The 18106-nt window shown below is 47.0% G+C and carries 18 protein-coding genes and 1 pseudogene; 13 read left to right on the forward strand and 6 right to left on the reverse strand.

Annotated features, from left to right (window positions below):
- The first annotated feature begins 105 nt into the window (after positions 1–105).
- The 7 genes from D479_RS10790 (at position 106) to galU (ending at position 7316) form a co-directional block, all read left to right on the forward strand.
- On the forward strand, positions 106–549 hold the full coding sequence (locus D479_RS10790) for an SRPBCC family protein (RefSeq protein ID WP_008636838.1): 444 nt from the start codon (positions 106–108) through the stop codon (positions 547–549).
- Positions 550–692: 143 nt separating this feature from the next.
- Positions 693–1838 (forward strand): DEAD/DEAH box helicase, encoded by a 1146-nt coding sequence (locus tag D479_RS10795; protein ID WP_008636839.1) that lies wholly within the window; start codon positions 693–695, stop codon positions 1836–1838.
- Between the two features lie 58 nt (positions 1839–1896).
- A complete protein-coding gene (locus tag D479_RS10800; RefSeq protein ID WP_008636840.1) occupies positions 1897–2613 on the forward strand; it encodes a CAP domain-containing protein in 717 nt (238 codons plus the stop codon).
- Between the two features lie 178 nt (positions 2614–2791).
- Positions 2792–4060 (forward strand): sensor domain-containing diguanylate cyclase, encoded by a 1269-nt coding sequence (locus D479_RS10805; protein WP_008636848.1) that lies wholly within the window; start codon positions 2792–2794, stop codon positions 4058–4060.
- Positions 4061–4096: 36 nt separating this feature from the next.
- Positions 4097–4552, forward strand: a complete 456-nt coding sequence (locus tag D479_RS10810; RefSeq protein WP_008636849.1) for an NUDIX domain-containing protein — start codon at positions 4097–4099, stop codon at positions 4550–4552.
- Between the two features lie 313 nt (positions 4553–4865).
- On the forward strand, positions 4866–6398 hold the full coding sequence (locus D479_RS10820) for a glycosyltransferase family 2 protein (protein ID WP_008636850.1): 1533 nt from the start codon (positions 4866–4868) through the stop codon (positions 6396–6398).
- Between the two features lie 24 nt (positions 6399–6422).
- On the forward strand, positions 6423–7316 hold the full coding sequence (gene galU / locus D479_RS10825) for a UTP--glucose-1-phosphate uridylyltransferase GalU (RefSeq protein WP_008636851.1): 894 nt from the start codon (positions 6423–6425) through the stop codon (positions 7314–7316).
- A gap of 118 nt (positions 7317–7434) precedes the next feature.
- On the opposite strand, the gene D479_RS10830 is transcribed toward galU, so the two are convergent.
- Genes D479_RS10830 through D479_RS10840 form a run of 3 tightly spaced genes read right to left on the reverse strand, consistent with a single transcriptional unit; the run spans position 7435 to position 10149 of the window.
- Positions 7435–8157 (reverse strand): Bax inhibitor-1/YccA family protein, encoded by a 723-nt coding sequence (locus D479_RS10830; protein ID WP_008636852.1) that lies wholly within the window; start codon positions 8155–8157, stop codon positions 7435–7437.
- A gap of 41 nt (positions 8158–8198) precedes the next feature.
- Positions 8199–8819 carry a response regulator gene (locus D479_RS10835; RefSeq protein ID WP_008636853.1) on the reverse strand — a complete coding sequence of 207 codons (621 nt, stop codon included), beginning with the start codon at positions 8817–8819 and terminating at the stop codon, positions 8199–8201.
- Positions 8797–10149 carry a HAMP domain-containing sensor histidine kinase gene (locus D479_RS10840; protein WP_008636855.1) on the reverse strand — a complete coding sequence of 451 codons (1353 nt, stop codon included), beginning with the start codon at positions 10147–10149 and terminating at the stop codon, positions 8797–8799. Before D479_RS10840 ends, D479_RS10835 begins: the two co-directional genes overlap by 23 nt.
- A gap of 177 nt (positions 10150–10326) precedes the next feature.
- Here D479_RS10840 and D479_RS10845 point away from each other — a divergent pair, with 177 nt between their 5' ends.
- The 4 genes from D479_RS10845 (at position 10327) to D479_RS10860 (ending at position 14034) form a co-directional block, all read left to right on the forward strand.
- Positions 10327–10932, forward strand: coding sequence for an aminodeoxychorismate/anthranilate synthase component II (locus D479_RS10845; protein ID WP_008636857.1), 606 nt, complete (start codon positions 10327–10329; stop codon positions 10930–10932).
- Entirely contained in the window at positions 10929–12659 is a 1731-nt protein-coding gene (gene pabB / locus D479_RS10850) for an aminodeoxychorismate synthase component I (RefSeq protein ID WP_008636858.1), read from the forward strand. Before D479_RS10845 ends, pabB begins: the two co-directional genes overlap by 4 nt.
- A gap of 33 nt (positions 12660–12692) precedes the next feature.
- Positions 12693–13061: a DUF393 domain-containing protein gene (locus tag D479_RS10855; protein WP_008636859.1), complete on the forward strand. Its 369-nt coding sequence runs from the start codon at positions 12693–12695 to the stop codon at positions 13059–13061.
- A gap of 157 nt (positions 13062–13218) precedes the next feature.
- Entirely contained in the window at positions 13219–14034 is an 816-nt protein-coding gene (locus tag D479_RS10860) for an STAS domain-containing protein (protein WP_008636860.1), read from the forward strand.
- 92 nt (positions 14035–14126) lie between these two features.
- On the opposite strand, the gene D479_RS10865 is transcribed toward D479_RS10860, so the two are convergent.
- Entirely contained in the window at positions 14127–15134 is a 1008-nt protein-coding gene (locus tag D479_RS10865; RefSeq protein ID WP_008636861.1) for an NADP-dependent oxidoreductase, read from the reverse strand.
- Positions 15135–15261: 127 nt separating this feature from the next.
- On the opposite strand from D479_RS10865, the gene D479_RS19925 reads away from it, so the two are divergent.
- Entirely contained in the window at positions 15262–15993 is a 732-nt protein-coding gene (locus tag D479_RS19925) for a hypothetical protein (protein WP_008636862.1), read from the forward strand.
- Complete coding sequence (locus D479_RS10875; protein ID WP_008636864.1) at positions 15990–16703, forward strand: alpha/beta hydrolase; 714 nt, start codon at positions 15990–15992, stop codon at positions 16701–16703. Before D479_RS19925 ends, D479_RS10875 begins: the two co-directional genes overlap by 4 nt.
- Before the next feature lie 74 nt (positions 16704–16777).
- Here the strand turns inward: D479_RS10875 and D479_RS10880 are convergent, their stop codons facing one another.
- Together D479_RS10880 and adh are read right to left on the reverse strand one after the other, a co-directional pair.
- On the reverse strand, positions 16778–17146 hold the full coding sequence (locus tag D479_RS10880) for a DUF779 domain-containing protein (protein ID WP_008636865.1): 369 nt from the start codon (positions 17144–17146) through the stop codon (positions 16778–16780).
- Between the two features lie 23 nt (positions 17147–17169).
- Positions 17170–18106 (reverse strand): annotated as a pseudogene (adh, locus tag D479_RS10885) (aldehyde dehydrogenase); the annotation flags it as partial.

The following is an 18106-nucleotide window of genomic DNA, read 5'->3' on the forward strand; positions in this document are numbered from 1 at the left end:
AGCATGCGTGAGTTGATGCTTGGATATTCTTTTTATTGAAAAAGGACTTTTATCACTATCACACGAATAGGTGGAAGAACTGACTTTTGACAGGAGGGCTTTCCTATGACATTTATGAAGCAGTCTGTAATAATACAAAAACCGTTGGAAGAAGTATTTGCTGCCGCCATCGATTTCTCTAATAGTCCGGAAGTGATGGACGCCGTTGTTGATGTGGAGCTGTTGAGTGAGGGGCCTTTGCGTGAGGGGTATCGTTTCAAGGAGACGAGGTTGATAAGAGGAAGGAAAATCCCGGCGGTTATAGAAGTAACGGACTTCGTAAGGAATGAAAGTTATTCTGTCCGAAGTGTCCAGAACGGTCTTGACTTGCGTTATCACTATGTGTTCACGGAGCGGGAAGCGGGGAGTACGGAAGTGACATTCCGAGGAGAAATGAAGACGGAGGGAATCCGTAACACCATGATGAAGCCCTTGATCCAGCGGATTATCAAAAAGGAAGATGAGGACCATCTGCCTCGTTTGAAGAAGTTTATCGAAAATAGGCCGTAATGGTGGTATAATAAAATTAAGCTATGGATCATGTATGAAAGGTCTCTCCGCCATCCAATATGGGAAGAGGCCTATTTTTTTATAGACAGCTCCCGGAAGCATTGACGGAGCCTTATGGAATGAGGAAAGGAAAGATATAGATTATGACTCAACAAGAACAGCCTTGGTTTGCTGAACTATCCCCTTCGCTTAAGGAGGCGTGGAAGAATTCTGGTTTCCACACTTTCACGAATGTACAGGAGCAGGCCATCCCATTTATTTTAAATAAAGAAGACGTCCTTGCGGAGGCGCCGACCGGAAGTGGTAAAACCCTTGCTTATTTACTGCCTTTAATCCAGCAGGTGGACGCGGAGAAGAAGCAGACGCAGGTTTTGGTCATGGCTTCGTCTCATGAACTGGTGATGCAGATTCATCAGGAAATACAGGTATGGACAAAAGACAGCGGTATGACAAGCACTACTTTGATCGGCGGAGCGAACGTGAAGCGTCAGATCGATAAGCTGAAGAAGAAACCTCATATTGTGGTCGGGACACCGGGAAGGGTGTACGAGCTGATTCAGAAGAAGAAGCTGAAAGCACATGAAATGCATGCGGTCGTGATGGATGAAGCGGATCAATTGCTTGTCCCTGAGCATATTCAGACGGTTGAGAATGTGTTGAAAAGCACAAGGAAGGATACGCAGATCCTGCTGTTTTCTGCTACTTTGCCGGATACGGTCATTGATGTAGCTCAAAGCTTTATGAAGGAAGACGCTGAGGTAATCCGGGTGCAGGAAGAGGCTCAGAAGCCGGCAGTCACCCACACCTATATTGCTTGCTCCGACCGTGATAAAGTGGAGCTCGTTCGTAAACTGTCCTACACAGATGGTTTCTTCGGCCTGGCCTTCCTTCAAGACATCGCCAAGCTGAATATTATGGCAGAGAAGCTGACTTACCATAAGCTGGACATTGGTCTCCTGCATAGTGATGCAAAAAAAGAACATCGGGCGAAGGCGATCCGGGAATTCCGCCAGGGTCAGTACCCATTGTTGTTAGCGACAGATGTAGCGGCCAGGGGGTTGGATATCCAGGAAATCAACTGCATCATTAACTTGGACATGCCTAAGGACAGAACTTCCTACATTCATAGAGCTGGTCGTACAGGAAGGATTGGATCGGAGGAGGGCACGGTTGTGTCACTCGTCAATCCGGTCGAGGAGAAGCGGTTGAAGAAGTATGCCCGTGACTTGGACATTGACTTGAAGAAAGTAGAAATATATAAGGGACGTCTGCAGGAAGCGCGTCGCTAGCTAGCAGACGCCGTGACACGGAAGTTGATTATATTAATTAAACGAGGAGACAACCACCATGAGAAAGTTACTATTGTTTCTGATTGCTTTACTTGTCATCATCGTCGTTGCAACCCCTGTCTCTGCTCAAGATATATGGAAATGGAAAGATAACCCGAAAGAATCGTATGAGAAGGTGACCCGTCATATTCAGGGCCTGGTCGAAGGTACGGATGTGAAACAGGAAGTTCAAACATTCGGGGAGGATCTACGCTCTTTCTTTGACGGAATCGAATGGAAATACGTAGAGGACTCTGAATTGGAGCAGCCGCAGGCGGAAAATAATGGTGTGGAAGAACAGGCAGAGCCGGCAGCTGAGGAAGGGTCCATCGACGATTATCAACCGAATGAGTTCGAGAAGGAAGTTGTAGCGCTTGTCAATGAAGAACGGGAGCAGCGCGGCCTTGCCCCGTTAAAAATAGATAATCGGTTAAGCGGTATGGCCAAGGTTAAATCGCAGGATTTATCGGATAAAGACTACTTCAGCCACGAATCGCCGACTTACGGTTCGCCTTTTGATATGATGAACCAGTTTGATTTCGACTATAGGGCAGCTGGTGAGAATATTGCTGCAGGTCAAAGGACGCCGGAACAGGTAGTGGAAGGTTGGATGAACAGTGACGGCCACCGTGCCAACATTCTTCACAAAGACTTTACGCATATCGGTGTCGGTTATGTGAAGGGTGATGGAAGGTACACAACGTATTGGACGCAGCTTTTCATGACACCAAAATAAACAGAGAGCAGGGCACGAAATCGAGGTGCTCTGCTTTTTTTTGTTATATATATCTGATTGTTTAGAAAATTGGGTAAAATATGCAGATCACAATAGTTTTTATTCGTTATAAAGTGCTATAATTCTATAGCGACTATTTATTATTACTAATTGAAGATAAAGAAAGAAGGGTAACTGCATGGACAACCTCCCCGGTCTGTTTAAAAACGAGAGATGGATGAAAAGCCTTTTTCAACAATTGGAAGACGGTATAGCGATTGTGAAGAAGGAGGAGGACTGTTTTCTGTTCCTTTATGTGAACCCAAGTTTGCTGGAGAGGTACCCCGGGATGGAAGGGAACATCCTGAAGAAAACGGACCACGCAGCAATGTATAATCATCTGTGTCGTGTGTGTGAAGCGGCAGATCGAAAGAACGGACAGGTGGTACCTATAGCCGAAGAACCTTCTTCCCCATTTCAGGAGCCTTATCAATTATATTGCATGAAACCGGAGGCCGTCTATTGCATTTCCATAGATGGGAAAGCGAGGAGAGGTGCCGGCAGTATAGAGATGTGGATGGAGGATGCGTACCGCTATCGTTCTCTCGTAGAGACGTCGCCGGATGCAGTGTTCGTTCACGATCAGGATGATAGAATTGTCTATATTAATCAGACGGCCGTTCATATGATCGGGGTGAATAAACCGGAAGACGTGTATGGACAGGATATAAAAAGATATTTCTCAGGGGAAAACGAGGAGAAAACAAGGGATCGTCTCAGGCGTCTGTTTGCCGGTTTGGAGGTTAAGGGACCGATTGAACGTCAACTAGTCAAAGTGGACGGCACATGCATGGAAGTGGAAGTACACGGGGGACTTGTACACTATTCCGGAGAAAAGGCGGTACAAACCGTGTGCAGGGATATTTCCGAGCGAAGGATGCAGCAGGAAAAACTGAAGACGATGGCCTATTTTGACCAACTTACCAATGTAGCAAATAGAAGGTACTTTTTTGATAAGTTGAACAGCGAACTCGAACAGGCGGAAGAAGATCAGTCTATGCTTGCTCTCCTTTTCATTGATTTAGATAACTTTAAACAAATCAATGATAGGTATGGACATCAGATCGGAGATGAAATACTTGTCATCTTCACCAAACGTGTGAAACAGAAGCTGCGTGATTCTGATACACTTTCCAGGCTCGGCGGTGATGAGTTCGTCATCCTGCTTACCAGTATAACATCGGGTGATCAGCCGAATAAAGTGGCCGATCGGATCATGAACAGTATCACGAAACCTATCTTCAAAGAGGGCCGCGCTATCCATATCAGTGCTTCTATAGGGATTTCTATTTACCCAGATCACGGACGGGACAGGAATGATTTGATGACGAGGGCGGACAGAGCCCTTTATGACGCTAAAGAACGAGGAAGAAGCAGAATTTCTGTCTCTACGGAAGAAGACAGGTGATAACTGGAAGGCGTGAACCAGCAAGGAGGAATACATATGGATTACATCCGTTATTTACGCTCTATGGTCGGACAGCAGCGGGTAATTATGACAGTGAGCGGGGTCTTCGTTCTTGACGAACAGGATAGAATCCTGCTGCAGCTCCGTTCGGATACAAACAGTTGGGGGATCCCGGGGGGCTTTATGGAAATGGATGAAACTGTGGAAGATGCAGCGAGGAGGGAAACGAGAGAAGAAACGGGACTGGATCTCGGGAAAATGGAATTGTTCGGTGTTTACTCAGGAACCTCCTTACATAAGACATTCCCAAATGGAGACAAGGCTGCCCTCGTACAAATTCTTTTTACCTGCAGAGATTTTGAAGGGGAATTGAATGAAGGGGACAGCGAGACGTTGGATGTAGGATTCTTTCCTCTGCACGATCTGCCTGAGAAAATGTTTGAAAAGCATAGGTTGTTCATTGAGGATTTTTTACAAAAACAGCTCCGGTGATCGGATAAAAAATCATTCCTATTCTTTTAAAAAGAACCCTTAAGGGTTCTTTTTTTAGTTGTCTGTTCACTATAATGAAAGGGTTTTGTCGATAAATTAAGAAAAAAGTAGATATATTGAGAAAATAAGGCATAAACACGCATTTTATGTTCGTTATAGAGGATTTATGGGAGAATTTTAGCTTTGACACTTTCATAAAATATCTTATAATCAAAGTAACATTCGTTAAAACGAACAGAGGAGGCGGTCTTCCACCCATCGTTTTGGACGTGTCATTGTTGGACTCCGTCATGAAAAATCAGGAGGTTAAGATATGGAAAATGTAGTGACTATTCCTAATGTAAACGAACAATCCCCCTCATTGAATATTTCTGGTGTAAGACATACGTACATGAAGCCTCGTATCACTGCCTTCATTCCTGCACATAACGAAGAAAAGTCGATTCGTGACTGCCTCGAAGGACTCGGGGACCAGACCCTGCCGAAAGATGTGGAATTGGACGTCATCGTCATTGCTGATAACTGTACTGACAGAACAGAAGAAATCGCACTCCTTGCCGGTGAAGAGTTCAACCTCAACTTGAAAGTGTTGACAACGGAGAATAATAAACAACGCAAAGTTGGAGCATTGAATTCTGCCTGGAAGAGTATTTATGGCGATCCGCTGGACTTGTATAACAAAAAACCGACGATCTATGAAGAATATTATAAGAGTTCGGTAAAAGCCATCCTCGGTATGGATGCGGACAGTCGTCTTGCTCCGGATGCTCTTGCAGAACTCTGGGAAGGATTGATGAGTGCTCGTAATATCGGTGGAGTTATGGCCAAGTACACGATGAGAATGCCTAAGAAGAAGAGCCTGCTTTCGAAAGATGACGTTCGTTATGAAGAACTTCTGGCGAGCGGTCAGTATGGAGGTCCTGTGACCAGATGGTGGACGCACCAGCAGAAGCAGGACATGGCGAGCTGGCTGCTCGATCTACAATACAGGGGAGGAAGCACATACGTTCTTGGAGGTCAGGCGACCCTGTTCCGTCCGGAAGCGCTGCAGGATATCGTAGACGAGAACAAACTCGACGGTCCATGGCAGGATGAAAGTGATGTAGAGGATATGCTGCTTACATGGCAGATACAGAAACGCTGGAAGACATTGATCAGTCCCAAAGCCCGCTGCTTCGTTGATGCTATGAGGTCCTATCATACGTTTCGTCAGCAGCGTAATAAGTGGCAGGGAGGAACGGTCGAATTACTTACGAATAACGATATCGGGGTGAAATCAAAGCACAGGGCGAAAATCTGGCGGTCACAAATCAAGACGATGATTGATCTATCCATCCGTCTTATCTTCTTTACCCTTCTGCTCGTATCTATTACGACCGATCAATTTTACTGGGCGTGGATATGGTTGACGCCTGTTGCGCTTGCTTCGATCCTTAATACGATTCTTGCTCTGAAGACGCCGATGCACAGGCCGGTTGATGTGATCCTGGCAGCGCTGCTTATCAGCCCCGAGATTTATTTATGGGTAAACTTCATCACCTTCTCCAACGTTTGGCTTGGTAAGTTGTCTGCCCATAAGAAGGATGGATGGGCAGTCCAGTACAATGCAGAGCGCGGGCAGACGAAGAGTAAGATTGTAGAAGGGATGCTCGCAGTCATTGTCTTGATCGGTGCACTCGTTTATGTAGCCGTTACACACAGGGATTTCTTTACCAGTGAGAAGGTTCAAACGGCTGTTTATCCATACTTGGATGCAGGCTGGACAATTTTGACCTTCCTTACCGTGTACACGTCATTACTGATGCTTTATCAGATTTGGACATTAAGAGGAAGACATACGGCTTGATCCCATAAACCAGGAGGTAGAACGATGAACATTAAAAAAGCGATCATTCCTGCTGCTGGATTCGGAACAAGGTTCCTTCCTGCTACAAAAGCCCAGCCGAAAGAAATGCTGCCGATTGTCGATAAGCCGACCATTCAGTATATCGTAGAAGAAGCAATAGCTGCCGGCATTGAGGAAATCATCATCGTGACCGGGAAAGGAAAACGCTCGATTGAAGACCACTTCGATCACGCCTTCGAGCTGGAAGCCAATTTAAAGAAGAAAGGCAAGTGGGAGCTCCTGGAGGAAGTGCAATACTGCTCAGGGCTTGCTGATATTCACTACATCCGTCAGAAAGAGCCGAAAGGACTGGGGCACGCCATCTGGTGTGCAAGGAAGTTCATTGGTGAAGAGCCGTTTGCGGTTTTGTTGGGAGACGATATTGTGAGGTCCGATTACCCGGGTATCCGGCAGTTGATGGACGTTTACGATGAAACGGGAGCATCTGTAATCGCTGTCCAGGAGGTTGCCCCCGAAGAAACCCACCGATATGGGGTAATTGCCCCGACAGCCAACACGGGCAGGAAGTTTGAGGTCGGTGGTTTTGTAGAAAAACCGGTGCAGGGGACGGCTCCATCCAATTTCGCAATCATCGGCCGTTATGTACTTACTCCGGAAATATTTGCTTATTTGGATAAACAAGAGATTGGGGCAGGGGGAGAGGTGCAGCTGACGGATGCGATTGATCGGTTAAACCGTACCAATCCCGTGTATGCCTGGAATATGGAAGGTCGCCGGTATGACGTTGGGGAGAAGGTCGGTTTCGTCCAAACGACCATCGATTTCGCTCTGGAGCGCGAAGAGCTGAAGGATGAACTGCTTGCCTACCTGCGGGACGTCGTCGCCCTTCATGAAGAACAGAAGCTGCGCGTCTTATAAATTATAGAGAAGCTGCGGATAATGGATCGCCTCTTGGAAAGCGTTCCATTATCCGCAGCCCTATCCTATAAAAATTGCTGGAAGCAGCCCCGGTATGGGGCTGCTTCTTTATTAGTAATCATCGTCTTATTTTTTGAAGGAGTCTTAGAATTTCAATGTAGAGCCATACGAGCGTTACGATCAAACCGAAGGCTCCGTACCATTCCATGTGCTTCGGCGCACCACGGTTGACTCCCTGCTCGATGAAATCGAAGTCGAGAACAAGGTTCAGTGCGGCAATCGCTACGATGAACAAACTGATTCCGATACCTACAGGTCCGCTGGAATGAAGATAGGGGACCGAGGCACCGAAGAAATTCATGATGAAATTGATCAAATAAACAATTAGGATTCCGAACGTCGCGGAAACGACCATCAGTCGGAAGTTGCGTGTCACTTTGATTATTCTTGTGGCATAAAGGAACAACAGAGCTGCCATAACGGCGAAGGTGAGACTAACGGCTTGGATGACAATCCCCGAGTATGCTCCCTCGGCAAAGGCTGAAATACCGCCGATGAAGAAACCTTCCAATGCCGCATAGATCGGCCCTGTTACGGGTGCCGCTTTAGGAAAGAATGCTGTTATGATGGCGAACACCAATCCGCCGATCACTCCGATCATCATCATCATCGTTACGTCGACGCCTTGAGTATATTGGTACCATGTATAGAAAGCTGTTCCTAATAAGAAAAGGAATAAGAGTGCGATTTTCGCTACTGTACCCCCTAGGGTCATCGTCGCGCCCATCTCACCCCGGCGTTGAAACGTATCGTTCTTTAAAATGGGATTTCCACTGCGCATGTTCTTCCTCCTTTATACGATATATGAGATCGTTCCCTGCATCAATGAGCGTACCACTGATACAATTTCTTTGGTCTGCCGATCTTTTGATGACTGACGACCTGCTTGACCTTTCCTTCTTCCAGAAGGTGCATGAGATAACGATAAACCGTCGGATAGGCCAATCCGATCTCTTTGGAAATATAGTCGACCGGATACGGTTCTTTGTTTTTCTTGAGAAAATCGGAAATCGACTGCAGCGTACCGCGGCTGATACCTTTCGCGGTAAAGACATCCTCTTCGTCCTCTTGTACGAGCTTCATGTTGGCAATCTGGGCATGAAGCTTGATTCGTGAAATCAAATCAGGTGCTTTTACCGGTTTTAAGGCAAAATCCGTCGCTCCCTCTTCCAGGAATTTGTCTGCGATCTCCTGCCGTTCATCCACCGTCAATACAAGAATGGGTACCACCGAATTGTGTTTGCGGATCTCCCGTACGGTTTGAAGTCCGTCCATCTCCGGCATATGATAGTCTACCAGAATGACGTCATAGGAATTTTCCAGGAATTTAGCCACTCCCTGACGGCCGTTCTCTGCAGTATCCGATTCCCACTGGGCATGCCTGCAAAACTCTGTCAGCATATACCGCAGTGATTCATCATTATCCATGATCAATATTTTCATCTCGTACTCTCTCCTTCGGTAAATGAATCCAAAATGCTGTTCCTTCCCCTTGCTGGCTTTCAATAGAAAGGTCAGCGCCATGTTCCTGAACGACATTCTTCACAAAGGTCAGTCCGACGCCTGGGTGTGATTTGGTGCTGTATCCGGCATTCCATATTTTATTAATATTTGCCTGGCTGATCCCGTGCCCATTGTCTTTGACACCGATCTGGACGTTACTACCGGATACCTTAGTGGCGATAATGACTTTGGCGTCCTGCTTCCCGGCGACGGCGTCGCTTGCGTTATCTATCAAGTTCACCAGCGCTCGCGTCATTCGTATCTTGTTAATGTAAATTTCAATCGTTTCTTTCGCTTCTAATTCAAATTGATAGATCGGTTCATCCGATAATTTATTGGCTCGGACGTATTCGATGAACGTCTTCAAAGAGCACCAATTCTTCTTCTCATGATAGAGGATTTCCGAGACCATATCACTGGTAGATTGAATGGAGGCGGAAATCTTCTGTGTGTACTGCCGAATGTCCTCATCCTTCGTTTTCATCTGGATGAGAGAATTTAAGCCTTCCATTAAGGATAAAGGTGTTTTCAAGTCATGCACTAGGTGCAGAGCTTCCCGTCCTGATCTTGATTCCACCATGTCGAGGCGGGCGATATCGAGATCCTGCCTCATTTTTGTCCGCTGTTCTGAGACGATCAAATAAATGCCCAGAACCGTCGCATTGGTAACAAAAACAAGGAAGAAAACGAGGCTGTAGAAATTAAGTGTCGTTCCGAACCCGAGTGCTTCCGCTGCTGCCTTCACCTGAAGAGAAATCTCCCCGCCGCCGAATCCGAAAGCGGTCAGGAACAGAACCATATCAAGCCACTGGGCTCCGAACAGCAGTTGAATGAACAAAATTGATTTGAACAGCGGCCGCAGCCTTCCTTTTCCGAGAAAGTGAAGAATGGAAATGGAGACAAGTAGGAAAAGAGCCGGTCCGCCAAAATAATAGTTTATGGAATTATACCCGTTGATGACAGCATAGACAAGAGGAATGATAAGAAGCGGGATGACTACTTTCAGCCACGGGCGCTGTAACTTATCCCCGAGCTCATCTCCAAGCAGTAAGGCTCCAAGGTAATGAGGAAGAGCCCTGATGGTATTTAATAAGACGAGTCCGAAGGCGGCGAGCATTAAGGTGCTTCCGGAAGGCGTCTCATCCAAATCCTCAAGGACGGATGCGAGCCCGGATCGTTCGACCGTGAGCCAGAGCGGCATCGTTGCACCAATGAGGATGAGAGCGACCTGCAGCCAGATGCTCTTCGAGTGTATGACTTCTTTGAACATGATATCCCCCTAATCATCGTATATCTTTCTCTACATTTTAATACAGGTTACTGCTTTTTACGATCTTTTTTCCAATAAAGGGCAGAAGGGAAGAGATTTTGAAGATCGGTCCTACCAATCTTCTGCAGGCATAGTATAATGGATTCAAAAAAAGAGGATGAAAGGTGAACGACACTTATGATTGTGATCATCGACAACTATGATTCTTTTACTTATAATTTAGCCCAATATTTTCAAACAATGGAGGAGGATGTCCGCGTCTTCCGCAATGATGAAGTGACAGCGGAAGAGGTACAGCAACTGGACCCCACACTAATTGTGCTGGCGCCAGGTCCTGGAAATCCGGGAGAAACAGGTGTAGCCAAGGAAGTTCTTACCCTTTGCAGCAGAACCATTCCCATTCTCGGCATCTGCCTTGGGCATCAGCTGATTGTGGAGCATTTTGGAGGGGTGATTGAAAAGGGAGAGCAGCCCGTACACGGGAAAGTGACGGAAATGACACATGACGGGCGCACGATTTTCCGTGATCTTCCGGAGCGGATTAAGGTGACCCGCTACCACTCCCTGAAAGCATCCACAAGCAGGCTGCCGCAAGTCTTTGAAATTAGTGCGGTCTCAGAGGATGAAGTAGTTATGGCTGTCCGGCACTGTGAACTGCCTGTTGAAGGGATCCAGTTCCATCCGGAATCGATTCTGACGGAGTTTGGGATGGAGATGCTTGAGCGTGCGTATCGTCAGGCGGTTGTTTTTAAACGTGCGTCCTTGGAAGTGGCCGGCATATGATCGAAGAAGGCTCCCTGTTGTTTGAGTTTGCGGACAAGGAAGGAAAGGTCACACCTCAATGGTTCCGGCATCCTCTTGAAGTTTTGACCGCAGCGAGTGTGGAAGAAGTCCAGCAGATCTTTGCACGAGTAGACGAGCTGCTCAATCAGGGGTACTACGTCGCTGGGTATGTTGCTTATGAGGCAGCTCCGGCCTTTGACGAGTCCTTTACTGTTCACACGGAGACAGATTGGCCCTTAGTCTGGTTCGGCGTCTATGATGGTCCTGTGGAAGACAGTGGCGATCAAGACAGGTGCGGTTCTTTCTCTGTCTCTGATTGGCAGCCGATCGGTGATTATGAGACATATAAAGAAGGGATAGGGAAGATCAAGGAAGGAATTGAGCGTGGAGATACCTATCAGGTGAACTATACGACCAGATTAAGAGCGGCGATTAAAGGGGAGGACTATGCTTTTTACCGTCAGCTAGTTGAAAATCAGCGCGCTAAATACAGTGCTTATCTGCATATGGGAGAACGACGCGTCCTGTCTGCGTCTCCGGAACTGTTCTTCCGGATTGACGGTTCGACTATCACGACAAAACCGATGAAGGGTACGGCTCCGAGGGGGAGAACTTATGAAGAGGATGAGCAGAGGAAGAGGCAGTTGGTGGAATCAGAAAAGGAACGGTCGGAAAACTTGATGATCGTTGACCTGCTCCGGAACGACGTCGGCCGTATTGCCCGTCCTGGTTCGGTACGAGTGCCAAGATTGTTTGATGTGGAGACATATCCCACCGTTCATCAGATGACATCAACGATAGAAGCGGAGCTTCCTGACATCTGCCGCATGGGTGACATCTTTCAAGCGTTGTTCCCATGCGGGTCGATCACTGGTGCTCCTAAGGTTCGTACGATGGAGTATATTTCCCGGCTGGAATTGTCCCCGCGAGGCGTTTATTGTGGTGCGATCGGATATATGACACCAAAGAAAGAGGCTGTCTTTAACGTGCCGATCCGAACGGTCATGTTGGAAGGGGATAAGGCCGTGTATGGTACAGGCGGCGGAGTGACGTGGGATTCAACGTCGGAGGGAGAGTATGAAGAACTTCATACGAAAGCGAGACTGCTGAAGGAAAATCGTCCTGAATTCCGGCTTTTGGAAACGATGCGCCTGGAGGATGGAAGGATAGATCTGCTTTCTTACCACCTTCAAAGATTAAGCCACTCAGCAGATTATTTTGATTTTCGTCTGGATGAATCTTCGGTGAAGAGCAAGCTGGAAGAGCAGATGCGCCTTCATCCGCATGGAGCCTTTAAAGTCCGTTTACTAGTGGATAGAAACGGGGAGAGTACTGTAGAAGTACATTCTATTGACCCGCCTCATGGGCCTGTCGTCTGCGGTGTTGCCGATCAGGCGGTGGATGAGGATGATCCGTTTCTTTATCATAAGACGACTCACAGGACTGTTTACGAACAGCATCAGAAACCGGGGATGTTCGCCACTTTACTGTGGAATTCCAGAGAGGAATTGACGGAATTTACGTTCGCTAATCTCGTTGTCAAGGATAAGGGGAAGTATTATACGCCTCCAGTCTCCAGTGGATTGCTTGCCGGGACATTCAGAGCAAAGCTGCTCGATGAAGGAGTGATCGAGGAGAAAGTGCTGGAGAAATCATCCCTCTCCGGTTTTGAAGAAGTTTGGATGGTCAACAGCGTGCGTGGGTGGATTCGGGTGGATTTTGAATAGGATGATCATAGGTTAACAAAGGAGTTTGGGGTCATGAAACATATTGTTTTTTATGATGCACAGTGTCCATTCTGTTTCTATGTGAAGAAGACTTTCCGAGCATTCGATTGGCAGAATCGTATTAAATGGGTATCTGTTCAGGAAACGGAGAAAACAGACAGGTATCCTTATCTGGAAGGAAGACCTGTTCTGGAAGAGATTCATATGTTGACGAAAGAAGGAGAAATCGTTCAGGGGTTCCATACAATCCGCAAACTGCTGCTGGCCCTTCCGCTGTTCTCTGTTTTCGGTATTCTGTTATCTCTACCCGGGATGAGTACCATCGGTTCCCCGCTCTACCGGTTCGTGTCCGATCATCGCCACCAATGGTTCGGACGCTATGATATCCCTAGATATGAATAAGCAGGTAAGGGAGCATCTTTCAAGGAGAATTCCATTCTTGAAAGATGCTTTTTTTTGTTCATAAAGTTTATTTTTCTTCTCTTAAAGGGATTAAAAGGGAGGTAATCTATGTTACATTTGTTATATCAAAATAATAATGGCGCGAGGAGTATGCATGATGAATACGGAGTACATGTATATCGGTGAGAAATTAATAAACGACCATGTTATGCTCTCAGACAAGGTGGAAGAGATTGGGAGATCGGAATTTCCGAGAGGGTATAACAAAACAGCTGCCTGGGAGAAACTGTTCGTTTATCTCGGAGAAGCGCTTCTGAATGGGAGCGGACAAGTAGACGATAAAGTGTTCCGTTGGGCGGAAGAGGCGGCGGAGAGGAAAGTGGAAGCCGGTATCTCGCTGGATCAATCACTTCAGACGATCGGATTTGTCCGCCGGGCTCTTTGGGAAGTTTTCGAAACCCAGATCGAAGGCAATCGGTTCTCCCCGAGTTCGATTCTTCAAGTATGTAAAGTTGTCAATCCGTTGATCGACAAGGTCGCCTTATACTTTAGTCAGGTTTATTTAGAGAATATCCGGATAGAGACAGAAAAGAAAGAGACGCGTCTGGAAGAGTTATCTGTGCCGGTCGTACCGATTACAGAAGGAGTGGCTGTACTGCCATTAATCGGGGAAGTTGATACGATACGAGCGCAGTGGATGATGGAACACACACTTGATAAAAGTACCGTACTGGATTTGGATTTTCTTTTTATCGATGTGTCAGGAGTGCCGGTCATCGATACAGTGGTTGCTCATTATATCTATCAGGTCGTACATGCTCTCGAGCTTGTCGGCGTCCACGCAACATTGACAGGTCTGCGTCCGGAAACGGCAAAAGCGCTGGTGGATATGGGGATTGACTTTGCTCACGTCCATACTAAGGCTGGGCTGCACCAGGCTTTGGAGGAAATCGGAATGTACAGACATGTCTAGCAGTCAGCAACACCCTTAAATTGGAAAAGGGTGAAAGTTGTTTTATAATGAAAGGGCCGTTGGAACTGTTCCAACGGCCCTTGTCTTATCTTTTATTTAGAAGATGGTTCAGAAACTTTCACCAGTTGTTTACCAAGGTTTTTCCCTTCGAACAATCCGAAGAATGCATCAGGAAGATTCTCGAAACCGTCCACAATCGTCTCCTCATAGGTGAGCTTTCCTTCTTTCACCCATTTGGACAAGTATTCGAATCCTTCAGAGAAACGATCTGCATAGTCGCCTACAGTAAAGCCTTTAAGAAGCGCACTGGATTTGATCAGGTGCATCTGGATGCGCGGGCCTTGGTCGTTCGGTACGTTATAAGAAGCGATGGCACCACATTGAGAAATGCGGGCAAACTTATTAAGCAACGGATAAACCGCATCAGAAATGTCGGCACCTACGTTATCAAAGTAGATGTCTACACCGTTCGGGCATGCTTTCTCTAAAGCTTCCGCAACGTTTTCTTTCTTATAATTGATAACTTCATCTGCGCCGAGCGTGTCTTTCACGTAGGCAAGTTTCTCATCAGATCCGGCGATTCCGACAACGTGGAGTCCTTGGATCTTACCAATTTGGACGACTGCGGAACCAACGGCACCGGCAGCTCCGGATACGACAAGTGTTTCGCCTTGTTTCGGCTGGCCGATATCCATGAGTCCGAAGTAAGCCGTCAATCCAGGCATACCTAGAATTCCAAGAGATGTTGTCACAGGCCCCAGGCTTGTATCTACTTTACGTACTTGATCGGCCTTGGCAATCACGTATTCCTTCCATGGAAGCATTCCAGTGATGACGTCGCCTTCTTTCAAAGCATCGCTTTCAGATTTTACGACTTCCGCAACGACGCCGCCTTCTAGTGGCTCGTTTAGTTGGAACGGCGCAACATAGGATTTCGTATCATTCATTCTGCCTCGCATGTATGGGTCTACAGATGCGTAGAGCAGCTTGACGAGTACTTCTCCATTCTGCGGGTCCGGTGTTTGTGTTTCGACCATTTTGAAATGTTCATGTGTTGGTACAGCTTCAGGTCTTTGAACTAATTGAATTTCACGATTCATCTTAACACTTCCTTTCATATTTTTAATGGTAACTCGTAATTTACCGAGAGGGAAATCATCCGCTCATATCAAAGGAAGTTGAACTATTAATTCTATTTTTACTTTTCACTGATCAAGGAGTGGGTCTATGAACTGGAGGGAAAAGGTGTCCTACATACAGGGGGAATCCTTCATCGTTATTGAATCCATTGTAAAGGAGGATCCGGAGGAATGGTTGGAGGTGTTGGAAGCTTTGTCCAAGGACGCTTCCATCTGGAGGTGTTCCTCCGTCCGTGTCCTCCTTTCTGCAATGAATGATACGGTAGAAACCCGGTTGAAGAAACTCGGATTTACCTTCTTGGAAGAAAAAATCTTCGTGCGTTTCGATTTGGATAAGCTGGGAAAGGAAATCTCTCTCTTTATCTTGAGGTCCATCCATGATGTCCCGCCGCACGTGTTTCAAAAGACATGGCAGAGAACGATGGCCGGCTCCCCCAATGCCCCTTCCACCATGTCGATGGAGGAACAGATGCGCAATGTCGCAAATGAACTCGGCCCAACTTACAGGGACAGCTGCCTGATCGCTTATGAGGAAGAGGAACCGATCGGTGTCCTCATGCCTCACCTTGAGCCGGGAAAAGAAGGGGAAGGCAGGTTCTTTTATTTCGGTCTCGTACCGGAGGAAAGAGGTAGGGAGAAAAGTCTGCCTTTGTATGTACAAGGGCTGCATCTATTAAAAGAACAGTTTGGAGCGTCTTATAGTGTGGGTTCGACAAGTGCTGGGAACATACCGATGAGAAAAGTGTTCCGTAAAGCAGGTGGAATCCAGACGGGAAGGAAATACGTTTATGAATGGAGAAAAAGGGGAGACGGTAAATGAAGCTGTACACCAATATTCAAGGAGAAGGCGATCCGCTTGTATTTCTGCACAGCGGTCTTCAGACAGGCAGTAGTGACTTCCAAAAGCATGCGGAGCACTTCAGTAAGTCCTTTAAGGTAATTAGACCTGATCTGCGGGGACACGGGAATTCATTCAGCGGTGATTTTACCAATTACTTCGAAGACGCAGGCGAGGATTTAAAGGAAACACTGGACGGACTCAAATTAGATTCGGTACATATAGCTGCCAGTTCGTTAGGATCTCTCGCAGCTCTCAGTTTTGCCTGCAAGTATCCGGAATGCGTAAAGAGCCTTACTATTTCCGGAATTCAAGCAGTAAAACCAAAGAAGTGGAGCGACATGCACCGTCAGGAGGTCGACCATCAACGGAAGCTCCTGCGGGAAGAAGCGTTTGTTCAATACTTTAATCAGCTCCATAATACGAATTGGCGGGAGCTGATCTATTTATCCAGGGAAGAGAACTGGTATCCCTTTTACTTAACGAAGGCTTTGCCGGGAATTGGAGTTCCGACGCTTTACCTTGCCGGAGAACAGAATGGACCGGAAGTGAAAGCAGCTCACCTCTTTTCCGGCTATGATCACATCCATACAGCTGTCCTCCCTTTTGCCGGGCACCTGGTCCATAACGACCAGCCGGAGTGGTATATAAATCTACTGGAACGTTTTCTCTCAGAATTCGAAGAGTACTAGAAGCATAAAAAAAGAGGAAGGTTGAATTCCTTCCTCTTTTTAGACTGCCTCGATATCCATTTCGTGGAATTGATCTAGACGGACTCGGATTCCTTCAGTTCTTCCAGCTCTTCTTTTGTAAAGGCCCGGGACCGCGTCAGGAAACGCTTGCCTTCTACACCCTCTAAGGAAAACATTCCGCCCCGGCCATCCACGACATCAATGATCAGCTGCGTATGCTTCCAATAATCGAACTGCTTCTTGTTCATGTAGAAGGGCGTATCATCAATGCTGCCGAGCAGCACATCCTGACTACCGATCAAAAGATCCCCTTCTTCATAACACATAGGAGAACTGCCGTCGCAGCATCCCCCGGATTGATGGAACATGACTGGTCCGTGCTTCGCTTTCAGCTTATTCAGCAGTTCATACGTCTCCGCTGTCGCTTTCACACGTTCCACCATGGTCATTCCTCCTTTGCTTCAGATTAAAAGAATCCAAGTTTCTTAGGGCTGTAGCTTACGAGCATATTCTTCGTCTGTTGGTAATGGCTCAGCATCATCTTATGGTTTTCCCGGCCGACTCCGGACATCTTATATCCACCGAATGCTGCGTGGGCAGGGTAGGAGTGATAGCAGTTCGTCCACACGCGTCCTGCTTCAATGCCACGACCGAAACGATAGGCGGTGTTCATATCACGGGTCCATACACCGGCTCCAAGGCCGTAAAGGGTGTCATTGGCAATGGCCATTGCTTCTTCTTTGTCTTTGAAGGTCGTTACGGATAACACAGGACCAAAAATCTCTTCCTGGAAGATGCGCATATTGTTGTTTCCTTTGAATATGGTCGGTTGGACATAATATCCTTCTTTGAAGTCGCCGCCGATGTCATTACGGGCTCCTCCGACAAGGCATTCTGCACCTTCATCTTTACCAATCTCCAGATAAGAGAGGATCTTTTCCAATTGTTCAGAAGATGCCTGGGCTCCCATCATTACTTCCGGATCGAGCGGGTTGCCTGTCTTGATCTCTTTCACCCGTTTGACAGCACGATCCATGAACTCGTCATAGATAGACTCCTGAATCAAGGCGCGGGAAGGACATGTACAGACTTCCCCCTGGTTTAATGCAAATAGCACCATTCCTTCTATTGTCTTATCAAGGAAGTCATCATCTTCCCTCATGACGTCCTCGAAGAAAATGTTCGGTGATTTTCCGCCAAGCTCGAGGGTTACCGGGATAATGTTTTGGGATGCATACTGCATGATCATCCGCCCGGTCGTCGTTTCACCAGTAAAGGCGACTTTGTTGACACGCGGACTCTGGGCGAGCGGCTTGCCTGCCTCCAGTCCGAAGCCGTTTACGACATTCAATACACCAGCCGGCAGCAGGTCTTCAATCATTTCCAGCAGGTAAAGGATAGAA

Source organism: Halobacillus sp. BAB-2008 (genome assembly GCF_000328325.1).
In the GTDB taxonomy this organism is placed as follows: domain Bacteria; phylum Bacillota; class Bacilli; order Bacillales; family Halobacillaceae; genus Halobacillus.